Annotated in this window: 13 protein-coding genes; 10 read left to right on the top strand and 3 right to left on the bottom strand. The window is 60.4% G+C overall.

Going from position 1 to position 16274, the window contains the following annotated elements; all coding sequences use genetic code 11:
* Window positions 1–8: 8 nt before the first annotated feature.
* From rpmA to malQ, 8 genes are read left to right on the top strand one after another with little or no spacing between them, the layout of a single operon-like run.
* Window positions 9–272, top strand: a complete 264-nt coding sequence (gene rpmA, locus PLJ71_17870) for a 50S ribosomal protein L27 (GenBank protein ID HQM50560.1) — start codon at window positions 9–11, stop codon at window positions 270–272.
* Window positions 273–296: 24 nt separating this feature from the next.
* The gene (obgE, locus tag PLJ71_17865; protein ID HQM50559.1) at window positions 297–1550 is read left to right on the top strand and encodes a GTPase ObgE; all 1254 of its coding nucleotides are present in this window, start codon (window positions 297–299) and stop codon (window positions 1548–1550) included.
* Window positions 1531–2658, top strand: coding sequence for a glutamate 5-kinase (proB, locus tag PLJ71_17860; protein HQM50558.1), 1128 nt, complete (start codon window positions 1531–1533; stop codon window positions 2656–2658). Before obgE ends, proB begins: the two co-directional genes overlap by 20 nt.
* A 56-nt stretch (window positions 2659–2714) precedes the next feature.
* On the top strand, window positions 2715–3968 hold the full coding sequence (locus PLJ71_17855) for a glutamate-5-semialdehyde dehydrogenase (GenBank protein HQM50557.1): 1254 nt from the start codon (window positions 2715–2717) through the stop codon (window positions 3966–3968).
* Window positions 3961–4551, top strand: a complete 591-nt coding sequence (nadD, locus tag PLJ71_17850) for a nicotinate-nucleotide adenylyltransferase (GenBank protein HQM50556.1) — start codon at window positions 3961–3963, stop codon at window positions 4549–4551. Before PLJ71_17855 ends, nadD begins: the two co-directional genes overlap by 8 nt.
* Complete coding sequence (locus PLJ71_17845; protein HQM50555.1) at window positions 4541–5188, top strand: HD domain-containing protein; 648 nt, start codon at window positions 4541–4543, stop codon at window positions 5186–5188. Before nadD ends, PLJ71_17845 begins: the two co-directional genes overlap by 11 nt.
* Window positions 5178–5957: a class I SAM-dependent methyltransferase gene (locus PLJ71_17840; GenBank protein HQM50554.1), complete on the top strand. Its 780-nt coding sequence runs from the start codon at window positions 5178–5180 to the stop codon at window positions 5955–5957. Before PLJ71_17845 ends, PLJ71_17840 begins: the two co-directional genes overlap by 11 nt.
* A 17-nt stretch (window positions 5958–5974) precedes the next feature.
* A complete protein-coding gene (malQ, locus tag PLJ71_17835; GenBank protein ID HQM50553.1) occupies window positions 5975–7513 on the top strand; it encodes a 4-alpha-glucanotransferase in 1539 nt (512 codons plus the stop codon).
* Window positions 7514–7528: 15 nt separating this feature from the next.
* Here the strand turns inward: malQ and PLJ71_17830 are convergent, their stop codons facing one another.
* From PLJ71_17830 to PLJ71_17820, 3 genes are all read right to left on the bottom strand, one after another.
* Window positions 7529–9400, bottom strand: coding sequence for a DUF6067 family protein (locus PLJ71_17830; GenBank protein HQM50552.1), 1872 nt, complete (start codon window positions 9398–9400; stop codon window positions 7529–7531).
* A 76-nt stretch (window positions 9401–9476) separates the two neighbouring features.
* On the bottom strand, window positions 9477–10919 hold the full coding sequence (locus tag PLJ71_17825; GenBank protein HQM50551.1) for a deoxyribodipyrimidine photo-lyase: 1443 nt from the start codon (window positions 10917–10919) through the stop codon (window positions 9477–9479).
* 36 nt (window positions 10920–10955) lie between these two features.
* The gene (locus PLJ71_17820; protein HQM50550.1) at window positions 10956–11645 is read right to left on the bottom strand and encodes a hypothetical protein; all 690 of its coding nucleotides are present in this window, start codon (window positions 11643–11645) and stop codon (window positions 10956–10958) included.
* A 615-nt stretch (window positions 11646–12260) separates the two neighbouring features.
* On the opposite strand from PLJ71_17820, the gene PLJ71_17815 reads away from it, so the two are divergent.
* Together PLJ71_17815 and PLJ71_17810 are read left to right on the top strand one after the other, a co-directional pair.
* Window positions 12261–16025: a PQQ-binding-like beta-propeller repeat protein gene (locus PLJ71_17815; protein HQM50549.1), complete on the top strand. Its 3765-nt coding sequence runs from the start codon at window positions 12261–12263 to the stop codon at window positions 16023–16025.
* On the top strand, window positions 16018–16274 hold a 257-nt coding region (locus PLJ71_17810; protein ID HQM50548.1), incomplete at its 3' end, for a hypothetical protein. The genes PLJ71_17815 and PLJ71_17810, both read left to right, overlap by 8 nt.

Here is a 16274-nt window from a genome sequence, read left to right as displayed (position 1 = left end):
AGTAGAGCATGGCACATAAGAAAGCAGGCGGCAGTTCGCGCAACGGCCGCGACAGCACAGCACAACGGCTTGGCGTGAAAAAATTCGGCGGCGAAGTGGTGCGTTCGGGCAATATCATTGTCCGTCAGCGCGGCACGAAATTCCGCCCCGGCGAAAATGTGGGCATTGGCAGAGATGATACGCTGTTTGCGCTCGCGGACGGCGTGGTCCAGTTTCGTCACGTTACAAAGCAGCGTAAACGCGTGGACGTCGTACCGTCCGAGTCGAATTAACGCTGCGGACAGCGGCGATGCGCCATGTTTGTCGATCGCGTACGAATACGGGTGACCGGAGGCGCGGGCGGCAACGGGTGCTGTAGCTTCAGGCGCGAAAAGTACGTCCCCCGCGGCGGCCCGGATGGCGGCGATGGCGGCCACGGGGGCGACGTGTTTTTTGTCGCCGTCACGGAGGCTTCGTCGCTGATCAAATTGCGGTATCATGCGCATTGGAAAGGCGAGGCTGGGACTCACGGGCAGGGTTCTAACCGGCACGGCAAGACAGGGGCGGAAACCGCCATTCCCGTGCCGGTGGGAACGCTGGTGCGTGACTTTGACACCGGCGAGATACGATGCGACTTGGCGGCGCCGGGGCAACGGTTCCGTGCGGCGCAGGGCGGTCGAGGGGGGAAGGGCAACGCCCGGTTCACGAGCTCGACGCGCCGGGTTCCGCGCTTCGCGGAACTGGGCGAGCCCGGCGAAGAAGCCAACTATGTCCTCGAACTCAAGCTCATCGCGGAAGTCGGGCTTGTGGGTCTGCCCAATGCGGGCAAATCCACTTTCCTTTCGCGAGTTACCGCGGCTACTCCAAAGATAGCGGATTATCCGTTCACGACGATCACGCCGAACCTGGGAGTTGCTGAACTGGACGGGTTCCGCTCGCTGACCATGGCGGACATCCCGGGGATTATAGAGGGCGCGGCCGAGGGCAAAGGGCTAGGTCACGACTTTCTGCGCCATATCGAGCGGACCAAAGTCCTTGTGTTCATCATTGATGCGGGAGACGAGGCTCCCGAGGCGGCGTTGCACATGCTGGAGTCGGAACTCGAGCAATACAGCCCCGTGTTCGCCGACCGCCCCAGAATCATCGCTCTTAACAAGATTGATATCCCGGAAAGCCGCGCCCGCGCGGAAGAGTTCTCGCAAACACACGGCGGGGCGTATCCGATCTCAGCCGTGACGGGAGAAGGAGTCCCGGCCGTTCTCGAGCGTCTCTGGTCTGTTGTCGAGCGGTTGCGGCGCAACGAAACGAACGTCTCGGAAGAAGCCGAGGAAGGGGAGTATACTTACGAATCGCCGTACACGATCGAGCGTGAAGGCGGCGGATTTCGCGTCGAGGGCAAGCCCGTGCTTCGAGCGGTGGCCATGACGGATTTCGAGAACGACGAAGCGGTGTCCCATCTGCAACACAAACTGCGCCGCATGGGCTTGTTCAAGGCACTGAAGCGGCTCGGCGCGAAGCCGGGCGAGTCCATCTATATTGGAGATATCGAGCTTGAATACCGACCTGAGTAAAGTGAAGACGATTGTTGTGAAGATCGGCACATCGCTTCTGACGGGGCCATCAGGGTTCGACGGCCAGGTTCTCGAAGAGATCGTCAAAGAGCTGTGCCAGCTCAAGAGGGAGCGGCAACTGAACATTCTCGTGGTTTCGTCTGGGGCCATTGGTTGCGGGATGACGGCTCTCGGGTTGAAGGAACGGCCGAAGCTTCTGCCGCTGAAACAGGCAACCGCGGCGGTAGGCCAGGCCAACCTGATGCACTATTACGAGACGCTTTTCCGCACGTACGGAGGAGGACTTCGTTCGGCCCAGGTGTTGCTTTCGGCATCGGACCTGGACAGCCGCGAAACCTACCTCAATATCCGGAACACGTTGCACGCATTGTTCACGCTCAAGAACGTTATTCCCATTGTTAATGAGAACGACTCCGTAGCCATCGAAGAGCTCAAGTTCGGCGACAACGATACGCTGGCGGCGCGCGTGTCGGCGAAAATCTCCGCGGACCTTCTCATTATCTTGAGCAATGTTGACGGGCTGTTCGATGCCGACCCGCGCCGGAACCGCGAGGCGCGTCTCATCCGCGAAGTTAAGGCAATAACGCCTGAGCTCGAGGCGTTGGCCGGAGACACCGAGGAGCAGACCTCCGTAGGGGGCATGGTGACGAAGTTGACGGCAGCGCGAATAGCCTGCGCGGCTCAGGTGCGCACGGTCATCGCGAACGGGAGGCGTCCGAACATCCTGCATGATACCCTCAGCGGCCAGGGCGTGGGGACGACGTTTTTTTCTTCACGGGGGGCGCTATCGCATCGCAAGCGGTGGATCGCTTTTGGGCGTTCTTCGCGCGGGGTCATCTGCATCGACGACGGGGCCAGGAATGCGTTGCAGCGCCAGGGGCGGAGCCTGCTGGCGGCCGGGGTCACGAAGGTCGATGGAAAGTTCCGCATGGGCGATTCGGTGCGGATTACGGATGCTCAAGAGAATGACATCGCCCGCGGTCTTGTGAATTACTCGAGCGAAGATATCGACCGCATAAAGGGCTGCAAGAGCAGTCAAATACAGGCTATCCTGGGGCGGAAGGATTTCGACGAGGTGGTGCACCGCAACAATATGGTCGTATTGTAAAGGAAGCACGCCATGCCCGGACGGAGACTAACGCGAAGGGAAGGAAACCGCGCACGATGATATTACACGAGGAAATCGCTGGGATTTGCAGGACGGCCCACGACGCTGCGCAGGTGTTGCGGTCGCTGTCTCCCGCGGTGAAAAACACGGCGCTTCTCAATGCGGCGCGGGGGGTTCGCCAGGCTGCTGCCGGACTTAAGGTCGCCAACCTGAAGGATTTGGAGGCCGGGCGCGCAAAGGGTTTGACACCTGCCATGCTGGACCGCCTGGAGCTTACCGACACGCGCATTGAGGCGATGGCAGCCGGTCTCGAGACCGTGGCTGCCTTGCCGGACCCGGTTGGCGACATTGTGCGGCAGAAGGTGCATCCCAACGGGATGCGCATCGCGCAGATTCGGCAGCCGCTGGGGGTGGTGGCTATCATCTACGAAAGCCGTCCGAACGTCACCGCCGACGCCGCTGCGCTGTGTTTGAAGTCGGGCAATGCGGCCATTCTCCGGGGCGGTTCCGAGGCCATACACTCGAATGTGGCCATTGCCAAGGCGTTCATTGACGGAGCCGTGGCGGCGGGCGTGCCGGAGGGGGCGGTGCAGATCATCACGACGACCGACCGCGCGGCCGTGGGCGAATTACTGAAAATGAATGCGTATATAGACGTCGTGGTGCCCCGGGGCGGTAAGGGACTCATCGCGCGCATCCTGGAGGAATCGCGCATCCCGGTCGTTGCCCATCTGGACGGCGTATGCCACGTCTATGTGGATTCGGATGCTGACTTGGACATGGCGGCATCGATCGTAGTCAACGCCAAGCTTCAACGGCCAGGCGTGTGCAACGCGATGGAAACCCTCTTGGTGCATGAAGATGTCGCCGCGGAGTTTCTTCCAGATGTGGCGAAGGCGCTCGAAAGGGGCGGCTGCGAGCTTAGAGGGTGCCCGAGAACGCGGCGGACTATTTCGTGCAAGGAGGCAACCGAAGAGGACTGGACGACTGAGTATCTGGACAAGATTCTGTCGATCAAAGTCGTAGAATCGTTTGATGCGGCGGTTGACCATATCAACCGGTATGGGTCGCACCATTCCGATGCGATTGTTACGGAACGGTATGACGCGGCTGAGCGCTTCCTTGACGAGGTGGACAGCGCCGCCGTCTACGTGAACGCCTCGACGCGGTTTACGGACGGGTTCGAGTTTGGATTGGGGGCCGAGATCGGCATCAGTACCAACAAGCTGCATTGCCGTGGTCCCATGGCGCTACAAGAGCTTACGTGTTTGAAGTACATCATCCGGGGTTCGGGTCAGATCCGTGAATAAGACAGAACGCATTGGCGTCTTCGGGGGCACCTTTGACCCCATACATGAAGCGCACATACGGATTGCCAAGGCGGCCTTGAATCAGGCGCGTCTTGACAGAGTGCTTTTCGTTGTCGCTTCGAATCCTCCGCATAAATCGCGCGCGGAATTGCACGCCGCTCCTGAAGAGCGGTTTGCCATGGTGCAGGCTGCCCTGGCTGGTGAATCCGGTCTTGAACCCAGCCGTGTGGAACTCGACCGCGAAGGGCCTTCGTATACCGACGAGACTCTCTCGGTGCTCGAGCGGCAGTTCCCGCTTGCCGAGTTGTTCCTTGTCCTCGGCATGGATTCTCTCGCGGATCTGCCAAAGTGGCGAAATTTCGAGACTATCCTTGCAAAGGCGCATTTGCTGGTTGCGCCCCGGCCGGGGCAATATCACGTCTCGGCGGAACTTGATGGGCGCTATACCATGCTGGACATCGATCCCGTCGAGATATCTTCCACGGAAGTGCGCAATCGCGCCGCCAATCGTAAAGCATACGAAGAATTCTTGCCGCCGCCGGTGCGCCGGTATGTGAAGAAACACGGAACGTATGAATCATAACTTTCGCATTCCCCGGGCCTCCGAGTACATCGCTCTTCTTGAGGAGCGGCTGTCCAAGCGTACGCTCGCGCACGTGTTGTCCGTCGCGGAGTACATGGTCTCGCTGTCGGAGTTGCTCGAGATTCCGTATGAACGCGCCGTAACGGCGGGGCTTCTCCACGACCTTGAAAAGGGGCGCAAGAAAGAAAGCCTCCTGAGTGAGGCGGAGGCGTACGGGCTCGACATTTCCCCCGTGCAGCGGGAAAACCCCAAACTGTTGCACGGTCCGGTTGCAGCCGAGGAATGCCGCCGGAAACTGGATTTGCGCGACCAAGAAGCGTATGAGGCCATCTTCTGGCACACTACCGGGCGCCCGGGCCTGGGGTTGACCGGGCTGGCCCTGTACTTTGCTGATTATGCGGAACCGTTGCGCGACCGGCCGGAGGCGGCGCACGCCAGGGAGATCTGTGAGAAGGAGAATTTCTACCGGGGATTGTATTTCGTGGCGTCTCAAAAGTTGCAGTATATCCGTACGCGCGCAACGGTCGATCCCATTTCGGAGGAGTTCTTTGCGTGGATCGGGCGTGAGCTGGTAAACCAGGGCCATCTTTCAGAGCGGGAACGGGCCATGGGCATCTCGACGCGACATGAGTACTGACCCTTTTGCGACACTCGCCTGGTATTACGACCGCATCATGGCCCATGTGGATTATGACCGGTGGTACCTGGTGACCCTTGCCTTGAGCGGAATGTTGTCCTGTCCGTTTCGACACGGCGACCTTGCGTGTGGCACGGGGACCCTCGTAAAGCGGCTTGCAGGGCTCGGCTGGCACACCGTCGGCATGGATTTGTCGCCCGCCATGATAATTTCCGGCCGGAAGACGGACGTATCGTGGCGCGGGGTGGTGGGAGACCTCCGGGCCTTGCCGTTCAAGGCCTCCCTGGATTTGGCGACGTGTCTGTTCGACAGCGTGAATTTCCTGCTAACGGACGAGGAACTGGAGGAGGCCATTCTGCAGTGCGGGGCGGTGCTCCGGCCGGACGGGCTGTTCTATTTCGACTTCGTCACCGAGCAGATGGTGCTGCAGCATTTCGCGGGGCAGCGTTGGACCGAAGACAATGGCGCCTTCAGCACTGCCTGGCACAGCACCTACGATCATGCGACTGGCATCACGGAGACTTCGGTCAGGGTGAATAGCGGAGTGGCAAATACGATTCGGGAACGGATACACTCGCAGGCGTGCATTGAGAGGGCCCTTGCGAAAGCGGGGCTATATCCGTTGGCCATCCTGGATGCGGAGACGTGGCAGCGTCCGCGCCGCAAGACGATCCGTATCGATGTCGTCGCGGTTAAGGGAAGCCCCGCCAAGTACAAGAAGGCATTTCGGCACATTCAGCAGGGGATACAGGAACTGCTTAGAAGCTGACGAGTAGAGGAAACACTGTGCGCCTACCACGTTCAAGCGGGGTGCTGTTGCACCCCACATCGCTGCCCGGAGAGCATGGAATAGGGGACCTCGGCACGGAAGCCTATCGCTTTGCCGATTTTCTGCACGAATCCGGGCAACGGCTCTGGCAGGTGTTGCCGTTGGGGCCGACTGGCCCCGCAAACTCGCCGTACCAGTGCTATTCGGCGCATGCGGGCAATCCCTTGCTGGTCAACCTGCCGCGTCTGGTGGAAGAAGGGCTTCTTGACGCTGCCGCCGTGGAAAGCGCGCCCGGTTTTGACAGAGCATCCGTGGATTACAACAGCGTTGCGCAATTCAAAGAGGCGGCGCTGCGGAAAGCGAGCCGGCGGTTTCATGAAGGCGGCGCGGACTACCTGCAGGCCGACTACGTGCGCTTTTGCTCGGACAACGCCAGTTGGCTCGATGACTACGCGTTGTTCCGGGCGCTTAAAGAAGCCCACAACGGCGTGTCCTGGAACCAATGGGAGGAAAGCCTGGTCCGCCGGGATGCGGATGCCCTGCGTTCGTGGAAAGACAGATTGGCGAGGCAGATCGAAGATTCGATGTTCGCGCAGTTTCTGTTCTTTCGCCAGTGGCGCGCGTTAAAGGACTATTGCCGGGGTCACGGCATCGAGATCATGGGAGACATTCCCATTTATGTCGCCCATGACAGCAGCGACGTATGGAGCCATCCCGATTTGTTCCATCTCGACGAGAAGGGCTCGCCTACCATTGTTGCCGGCGTCCCTCCCGACTATTTCTCGGCTACGGGCCAGTACTGGGGCAACCCCATTTATCGATGGGATGAGATGGCTTCGCGGGGATATGCGTGGTGGACGGACCGGGTCCGCGCGATGCTCTCCGTCATGGACATTCTGCGGATCGATCATTTCCGGGGATTCGAGGCGTACTGGGTGATTCCCGCGCAAGAGAAGACGGCGGTCAACGGGCATTGGGAACCGGGGCCTCGCGACGACCTGTTTCACGCGATACACAACGCCCTCGGACAGGTCAGGCTGGTCGCGGAAAACCTGGGCCTGATCACGGAAGAAGTGGAAGCCCTGCGCAAGCGGTTCGAGTTCCCGGGCATGGGCGTGCTGCAATTCGCCTTCGGGCCCGACGCCGACCATTCGGGATTCCTCCCCCACGAATACTATCCGAACATGGTGGCGTATACGGGAACGCACGACAACGATACCTTCATCGGGTGGTGGCGCGCGGAAGGCGAAGACACCACCATGTCCAGAAGTGCCGTCAAGAAAGAACGGAATTTCGCCCGGAAATACATGGCAACCTCCGGCAAAGACATCAACTGGGTGGGGATTCGAGTGGTTATGGCGTCGGTGGCCGATACGGCCATTTTCCCGCTGCAGGACATTCTCGGGCTGGGTTCGGAAGCCCGCATGAATACGCCGGGGACAAGCGGCGATCACAACTGGCGGTGGAGGTTTGCGCGCGAGGCGCTCACCCCGAATCTGGGCGAGCGCCTGCGCGAATTGACCGAAACCTACGGGCGTCTTCCCAAGCGGGGCTGACGCCTCGTAAGCACGTCACTTTGCCGAGAGCTCCTCTATTGCCCGCGCGACCTTTTCGCGGTGTTTCTCGATGGGCGCGGGGTCCTTGGTGTAGGTTGTGAGGTTTTCCGATATTTCCCGGGGGACCGCCAGGAGGCGCTCGTAACGGCGTTTCAACCGCGGCGGGAGGGCATCGCCCTTTGTGTCGAGCAGCCGCTCGAGCATGACCATGTATTCGTAGTCCTCGATGCCGTCCCGCAGCATTTCCATGCGGACGCATGAGACGGGACCGTCAAGTACGGGCTGTTGCGCAACCCCGCCAGCCGCCTCGGGCGGGTAGGCAAAGCGGCCGTCGCCGTTCCCCCATGGTTCGCGCGTGCCCTCGACATACGGATTTGATTTCCATCCCATGGGATCCTCGTACGGATTCTGGGGATGGTCCGGATAGGCCACGCCGGTTGTCCAGAGGGTCGTGGTCCAGAACAGCAGCCCTGATACATCGTACTGCCATGTCTGCCACGCCCAGATGCGCAGGTCTGTACCAGGATGGTCAATAAACATGCCCGCGAAGGGCCGCTTAGGCACGGTGCAAATGTACCACCAGATGGTTTCTCCGGCGGCTTTACGCGCTTTGGCGTCGTCATGATTGTAGGTACTGGTCATGGGACACCAGATATTGGGTCCGCCGACGAGTTTGGGGTCGATCCTTTCCGTAATCATGCGGCCAATGCCCGGCGCGGCGTTCTTGAGGCGGATGAACTGGTCCCGCACAAATTCGTACTGTCTGGCGGTGGGCTCGTCGAAGAAGTACACGTAGCTCATGTCGAGCCAGCCTTTTTCGCGCAAATGGGATTCAACTGCCTGCGCATAGGAGGTGAAGGCCAGCTCGAATTCGAGGTCACCCTGCTTGTAGTCGAGCAGGGATGGTGCGCTCTGCCCGGCGAACGACCCGCCGCCCATGCCGGGAATGCCTATCCTGAACGTGGTGATGTACCTGTCGCGGATAGCCTCTTCCATCGCAGCATCCCAGTCGGACCAGTCGAACCGGGGCGTTATTGCTTTTTCCTGGAGGAGTTTGCGGACAGCAGGGGCAAGGTCCGCTCCTTCGTTTTCGCCCAGTTTCACCCATTCGACCTTGATCTCGTGACCCGGCACAGGGTCGTAAAGGGTGATATGATTGCGGGCGAAGTAGTCCAAATACTTTTGAAGGACGGTTTCCCGGTCCTGCGGCTCCTTCAGTGCCTGGTAATGGAAGACGGCCCCCGCATCAAACCCGAACGCGGTCGTACACGTCATCCTGTCGGGGAAATCAAAGGCATAGACGTGCACGCGGAAGGGAACCTGCGCGCTAAACCCGGTTGCCTCGAGCACGATAGTCCCCTGGTAATCGCCTGGAACGGCATCGCGGGGCACGTCGACGCGTACCCACAACGGCTGATTCTTGCCGGGCGCCAGCCGAATGGGTCCGGTGAAGGGCGGCAGAGGATCCGGCCACATGCCTTTCGTGCCCCAGGCATCCGAAGGAAACTCGACATTTACATAGCGCACCCGCAACACCTCGATGGCTTCGGCCGGAATCACGGCGCCGTTCTGGCCGGTCAGGCTGGACGCTTTTGCGGTGAACCCCTCGAGTGCTTGGGCAGGACGCACGACCAGCTGGGCGGCTTCGGCTTCGTTCCGGGCGGCGCGTATCTCGAGCGCCTGGCCTTTCTTGGACGGCACAGGGCGGGTCTGGCTGATCTTCCAGCCGGAAGACGCCCACCAAATCGCCACGTTCGGGTCAGGCGAACCGAGCCGTTCGCCATACGAATCCTCGAAAAGGATGCATTTCTGCTCGACAGCTCCCGCCATGCCGCCAAAGGCAACGAGCCAGCATATGAGGATCGGATTTGAAAGTAGTTTTCTCAATGCACTTCCCCTCGTTCTGAGTTTGAATCGATAGCGGACCAAAACAACTCCCCAAAGGACGCCGCAAACTCTGCAGCTACCTGATCTGTTGGTACGCGGCGAGAGCGCGAACCCGGGCTTCCGAATGCTCGATTATAGGCGACGGGTAGGTCTTATCCAAGGCGACGCGAGCCCCGTGCAACACATCCCGAGGCGCTTCCCACGGCTTGTGAATCCACTTGTCGGGCAGGGCTGCGATTTCAGGCACCCACTGGCGGATGTAATCGCCCTTCGGGTCATAGCGTTCGCCCTGGCTCACAGGATTGAAGATTCGGAAGTAGGGAGCGGCGTCCGCTCCGCAGCCTGCCGTCCACTGCCACCCTTGCGTATTGTTCGCAAGGTCGGCGTCGACGAGGGTGTCCCAGAACCAGGCAGCCCCCTGTTGCCAGGGAATAAGCAGGTCTTTAGTGAGCAGAGATGCGACAATCATACGGACGCGGTTGTGCATCCATCCGGTTTTCCAGAGCTGCCGCATGCCCGCATCGACGATGGGATAACCGGTACGGCCGCGCTGCCACGCTTCCTGCGCTTCGTCATCACGTCCCCAGGGGAAGGCTTCGAACTTCTCCTGCATGGGCGTGCGAGGCAAATGGGGGAAGTTGTAGAGCAGATTGTACGAGAACTCGCGCCATCCAAGTTCGCTCAGATACTTCTCGGCGCCACGGAGTGCTCCCCGCGAATTGTGCGCGGATGCGGCTGCTTGAACACCATGCCAGAGCTGGCGAGGACTGATCTCGCCGAAATGAAGGTAGGGCGACATCCTGGACGTGTCGTCCTTTGCAGGCTGGTCGCGCCCGTCGAGATAGGCGGGCAGGGATTCGTTGAGAAAGGATTCGAGGCGCGCGTGAGCAGCGGCTTCGCCAAACGCCCAGGCTTCCCGGATGCCGCCGGCCCAATCGGGCTCCGGCTGCAGCTCCAGAGATTCGACGCGGAGCGATTTCGGCCACGAACCCGGAGCGGGAACCTTTCGCGGAGCGGCCAACGGCTCCGCGGGGTCCAGTTTTTCGAGACAGGCTTTCCAGAACGGCGTGAAAACTTTATAGGGTTCTCCCTGTCTGGTCGTGACCTCCCACGGCTCGAGCAGTAGCGAACCGTTAAAACTCTTCACCTCGAGCCCGCGTTCCTCGAACACCCGCTTGATGGATTCGTCGCGCCGGGTGATGCCGGGTTCGTAACGCCGGTTCCAGAACACGGCGCCGGCATCAACGGAACGGGCTACGGCCTCGAGTTCTTCCAGGCTGTTGCCGCGGCGCACTATCAACCGGGAACCGGCCTTTTCCAGGGTCTCTTGCAGGCTTTTCAGGGAACGGTGCAGCCAGTAACGGCTCGCGGCGCCGGGCGCACTATCACCCTCCTCCTGCGGCGCATAGACGTAGACAGGAACTACGGGGCCCCCGCGTTTGACTGCTTCCGACAGGGCCGGATTGTCCTCGGTGCGGAGATCCTGCCGGAGCCATACGATTGCTGCGCCGTGTGCCATGGCTTTCTCCAAGTTGAAACCAGGATCGCGCCAACGCTATCCACTATATTCCGCCAGAAAATCCAGCACCAGCCGCCGCGTCTTCTCGATGGTCCTGACGGTTCCGTCGGCGTGCCGCGCGATGAACTTGCGGCATTCCGCAAAGTAGCCCGGGTCCAGTCCGGCATCGGCGTGTTGGAGCCCGCGCCCGAACTGGTAGACGAGCTGGTGCGGCGATGTTCCGTTCGAACTGTGGACGGTTGCCACCCGGCGGGGGGAGCGCCAGCCGTCATCGACGCGCATGAACGCAAGCAGGTGGAAAGCAGTAAACTGGGCTTGGGGCACGTCATTGTCGCCACAGACCTGTGTGCGGGCTTCGCCGATGTCGTCCGCGTGCAGATTTGTTGCCAGCATGCATCCCTTGGCGCTCAACGCATAGTAACGCCTCAGCGGTTCGCCCCAAAGATAGGCGAAGTAGGGGCCTGCGCCGATTTCGTGGCAGATCAGGCATGTGCGGCCAGCGAGTTCCACCCGCGACAATCTCCGTATGGCGTCGTCCGTTGCGGCGGCCAATACAGTATCGGCAGGCACGAAATTGAGCAGGGCGCACATCACGGTGGTTTTCCCGGCGCCACCCGGCTTGGCCCCCACCATAAAGGATGCTCCGCGTGATATGCGCGCCATAAAGAATGCGGCCAGATCAAGTTCCAGTGTCCCTGCCGCAAGCAGATCAAAGACGCTTAGCATCCGGTCTCCTCGCTGGTTGCAGCGTTCTAACTCGATACAGTGTCGGCGAATCGCATCGTCCATGTCGCTTTTCCGCTCGGTTTCTGAGTTTTCCCGGGTTTCTTTATGGCGGGCCCCTTGGCACTCCGTGCGGCAATAACCATAGTCTGTGACGATAACACGTAACAAGCCCGGGGCTCGGTTGTATTGTTTTCACAGAAGGTCAATGGAACCTTCCTACAAAAGGAGAAACAGTATGAAGCACATCAGAGCGACGTCGAAGATCCGTCGTCCCGAAAAGGCCGCGATCCCGCTTGTGGACGACATCGTCTGCGCAATCTTCCCCAAGAAGGAGAAGTGCGCCTCCTAATCCCACCCTTCCGTTCGACTCGGTAAGAAGCCCCCGAAGAGGGGGCTTGTTTTTTTGAGCATCCGCATTTTTCTTCCCCGGCAAACACTTAGCTAGCACGGATGCGTGAAATGCGGCGCGGTCTGCGCCAATTGAACACCTCAGCGGGTGTGGGTATGATAGATGCTGGTCACCGTAAGCATGCCGTGTCCGCAGACCGGAGGGGATCGCTCTGGTTTTCAGCAATTATGGAGCGCACTCAACTTGTGTCCAGTGAGGAGGTTATATTGGCGAAAGCATTTCGGACTGTGCCGCTCCTGATATGCGTTTTGTGGGCAGGGTTCGTGGCGCAAGGCGAAGACTGGCCGATGTGGCGTTATGGCGCCGGGCGCACGGCGAGCAGCCCCGAAGAGCTGCCCGCGAATATCGACCTTCTCTGGATTAACCACTATCCCCCGCGAACACAGGTATGGGAAGACCCTCTCAACCAGGATCTTATGCCGTATGACAAGGTTTTTGAACCAGTTGTGGCGGGGGATAGGGTGTTCCTCGGGTTCAACGACAGCGATAAAGTAGTTGCCCTGGACAAAGATACCGGCGAGGAAGAATGGGCGTACTATTGCGATGGGCCGGTCCGTTTCCCCCCGGTGGTGTCGCAGGAGCGCGTTCTGTTTGTCAGCGACGACGGATACCTTTACTGCGTTCGGACTTCCGACGGCGGTCTTGTCTGGAAACGGCGGGGAGGGCCGTCCGACCGGAAGATCTTGGGAAACAGCCGTTTGATTTCGACATGGCCGGCTCGCGGCGCCCCGGTTGTCGCTGACGGCATCGTGTATTGGGGAGCAGGCATCTGGCCCTTTATGGGGGTTTTCCTGTATGCGCACGATGTAGCATCCGGCGACCTGGTCTGGATGAACGATGCCGAAAGCGCGCGTTTCCGGCAGCAACCCCACGGCGGCGCAGTCTCCTTTGCGAACGTTGCCCCGCAAGGCGCCTTCGCGGTTAATGGTGACGCCTTGCTTGTTGCTGGTGGACGCTCCGTTCCCGCGATATTCGAGCGGGCCACCGGCGCGTTCCGGTATTACCGTGTTGCCGATTACAACAAGACCGGCGGGTCGTTTGTTGCCACGTCCGGCGATATCTTCTTCAGTCATCATCGCGAAACCGTTACCTCAGCGTACCGCCTTGAAGATGGGGAGCAACTGTGCCCGCAAATTGGCAATCATCCTGTGCTTACGCCGGAAATCCTCTATTTCTCGGGCGCTCAAATCACCGCGGTTGACGCGAATGCATTTCTGCAAGACCCGGCTAATTGGCAGGACGCGGCGCTGTGGACCGCGGCCGTAGATGCCACGGGCGACCTCATCAGGGCGGGAAAACGTCTGTATGCCGCGGGAGGTGGCCGCATCACCGCGCTGGACTGCGGCCCTGCCAAGGAACAGTGGTCCGTAGCGTGGGTGAAAACGGTGGATGGCGAGGTGAACCGTCTTGTCGCCGCGAACGGCGTTTTGCTGGCGGTCACGCTGGACGGCCGGGTCATGGCCTTTGGCGCCGACGGCGGTGCGCCCGTGCTCCGTCCGCCGACGCCTGCGGTGACCAGTCCGCCGCCGTCTGCCCTCGAACAGGCTGACAAGATATTGACGGATACGGGCGTTTACGACGGATATGCGCTGGTATACGGGCCCGGCGACGGCGCGCTTGTCGAGGCTTTGTTGGCGAAATCCAACCTGCACATCATCGCCATATGCGCGGACGCCGGGAATGTCGAACGTTTGCGGCGTCATTTTGAGGGCAAGGGACTGTCCGGGCGCCGGGTCGCGGTGTTGGAGGGCGACCCCATCACGCTTGAACTTCCTCCTTACCTTGCCTCGCTGACGGTCGTGCAGGAACTGAGCCCTGACCGGTATCCGCGCGGGGAGGAACTGCTGAACCGTCTGTTTCATGCGACACGGCCCTATGGCGGGGTTGTCTGGTTGCCCAAGACGTCCGACAACACTGCTTTGAAAGCCCTGTGCGAGGGTTCGCAGCTGCACGGCCTGGCGTATCGGGAAACCGATGCCATAATGTTCTCACGAGAGGGCCCGTTGCCCGGTTCGGCGCCGTGGACCCACCTCCTGGGCAACGCGGCGCAAACCGCAAAGTCCGATGACACGCTGGTGCAATTGCCTTTGGGTTTGTTGTGGTTCGGGGGAAGCTCGAACCTCGATGTATTGCCGCGCCACGGCCACGGCCCCTCGGAACAAGTGATCGGCGGACGCTTGTTCATTGAGGGTATGGACTGCATGAGCGCACGCGACGTTTACACGGGCCGCGTGATCTGGAAGCGAATGCTGCACGACCTTGGCACGTACGGCATTTACTACAACGAAACTTACAAGAATACGCCGACGGACGCGCGCTATAACCAGGTGCACATTCCGGGTGCGAACATTCGAGGCACGAATTTCGTCGCGACCTTGGATGCTGTGTACGTGATACAGGGCAGTGAGACCCATGTGCTGGACGCGGAAACGGGGACGACCAAGAATGTGTTCCGTTTCCCTCCCGTTGATCCCGAAGCCAGGAAGAAGGTGTATCCGGAATGGGGGTACATAGGCGTTTCGGGCGACCTGCTGATTGGCGGGGCGGGCTTTGTTTCGTTTTCCGATGTGGCGCCGGTCCAGTCCAGCGAATACTCGATCTGGTCCGACTTCGACCACAGCGCAAGCCGCAAACTGGCGGCCTTGAACCGCCACACGGGCGAGTTGATTTGGATGATCGAGTCGCGCCATGGCTTTGTGCACAACGGAATCGCTATCGGAGGCGGAACGCTTTACGGTCTGGACAAGATGCCGCCGGGGATCGAGAACCGTCTGCGCCGCCGGGGCGTCACCCCGGAGGGGAATGCGAGGCTGGCCGCGCTGGACTTGGCCACCGGGGACGTGAAATGGGAAACCGAAGCCAATGTTTTCGGGTCGTTTCTCAGCTACTCTGAAGGGCACGACATCCTGATCCAGTCGACCCGTCCCTCCCGCGACACGGCGGTAGATGAAGAGGGCAAGCGCATGATTGCCTACCGCGGCAGCAGCGGCGACGTGTTGTGGGACAAGGAGGTGTCCTATGCCACGTTTCCAATATTGCACGGGGACTGGATCATTACGGAAACGAGCTGTTTGAATATGAAAACGGGGGAGCCGCTTGTTCGGCCGCATCCCCTGACGGGACTTGAGACTCCCTGGCAATGGGCGCGCGCTTACGGGTGCAACTATCCGATTGCGGCCGAACATCTGTTGACGTTTCGTTCGGGAGCCGCTGGGTTCTACGATTTCGCCAATGACGGCGGCACCGGGAATTTCGGCGGGTTCAAGTCGGGATGCAGCAACAGCCTCATTGCGGCGGACGGCGTACTGAATGCCCCGGATTACACGCGTACTTGTTCGTGCGCCTACCAGAATCAGACGTCGCTGGCTATGGTGCACATGCCGGAAGCGGAAATGTGGACCTTCAGTTCGATTCACTCTTTTGACGCTCCCATCACGCGGCTCGGGATAAACCTGGGAGCTCCGGGAGACCGGCGTTCCTCCGACGGCACGCTATGGCTGGACTATCCCGATGTGGGCGGCCCCTCCCCGAAGATAGAGGTCACCTCGGCGCCCGAGAACATCGAATGGTTTCGCCACCATGCGTCACATACTCAGAGAGGCGCTTATCCATGGGTTGCCGCGTCGGGCGCGCATGGTCTCCGGGAGCTGACGTTGCGCCTTCAACCGGCGGGCTCGGCGGAGAAGCGGTACCGTGTCCGGTTGTTCTTTGCAGAGCCGGAAGACGTTGGCGCCGGGCAGCGCCTGTTTGACATTGCGCTTCAGGGCAAGAACGTGGCGGAGAACGTGGACATCGCGGCCTTGTCGGGCGGAACGCGCCGCGAGCACATCCTGGAATTCCCCGGCGTGGCGGTCACCGAGCAGCTGGTTGTTACGCTGACGCCGCACACGGATCTCGATACGCTTCTGTGCGGCGTGGAAGCCGTTGCGGAAGAACTCCAGCGCGATAAAGTCGCGACCCTTTATGAGTAGAACGTATCTCAAGATGTTTCAATCGCGCGCGTTCAGAAGGGTGCTGAACGCTGCGGCCGTGCTTGCTATCGGAGTACTCGTTGCGGCGTCGTCTTCAGCGTGTGATGTCCCGGTCTACGAGTGGGCCGTGCTGAATTGGCCGCCGGACTCGTATGAACTGCTGGTTTTTCACGAGCAACCTCTGGAGAGGACCATAGCCGGCGCGCTGGGAGAATTTCACGCGGAAGGCGGACCGGAGAACCGCGCGCT

This window comes from Candidatus Hydrogenedentota bacterium, assembly GCA_035416745.1.
GTDB lineage: Bacteria > Hydrogenedentota > Hydrogenedentia > Hydrogenedentales > SLHB01 > UBA2224.
The sequence above is the reverse complement of the archived record's forward strand: the minus strand, read 5'-3'. Positions and strand labels throughout refer to the sequence as shown.

Excerpts from the sequence above, each read along its gene's own strand:
- PLJ71_17820 (HQM50550.1), bottom strand. The coding sequence starts at position 11,645 with ATGCTAAGCGTCTTTGATCTGCTTGCGGCAGGGACACTGGAACTTGAT.
- PLJ71_17840 (HQM50554.1), top strand. The coding sequence starts at position 5,178 with ATGAGTACTGACCCTTTTGCGACACTCGCCTGGTATTACGACCGCATC.
- PLJ71_17855 (HQM50557.1), top strand. The coding sequence starts at position 2,715 with ATGATATTACACGAGGAAATCGCTGGGATTTGCAGGACGGCCCACGAC.
- rpmA (HQM50560.1), top strand. The coding sequence starts at position 9 with ATGGCACATAAGAAAGCAGGCGGCAGTTCGCGCAACGGCCGCGACAGC.
- obgE (HQM50559.1), top strand. The coding sequence starts at position 297 with ATGTTTGTCGATCGCGTACGAATACGGGTGACCGGAGGCGCGGGCGGC.
- PLJ71_17845 (HQM50555.1), top strand. The coding sequence starts at position 4,541 with ATGAATCATAACTTTCGCATTCCCCGGGCCTCCGAGTACATCGCTCTT.
- PLJ71_17825 (HQM50551.1), bottom strand. The coding sequence starts at position 10,919 with ATGGCACACGGCGCAGCAATCGTATGGCTCCGGCAGGATCTCCGCACC.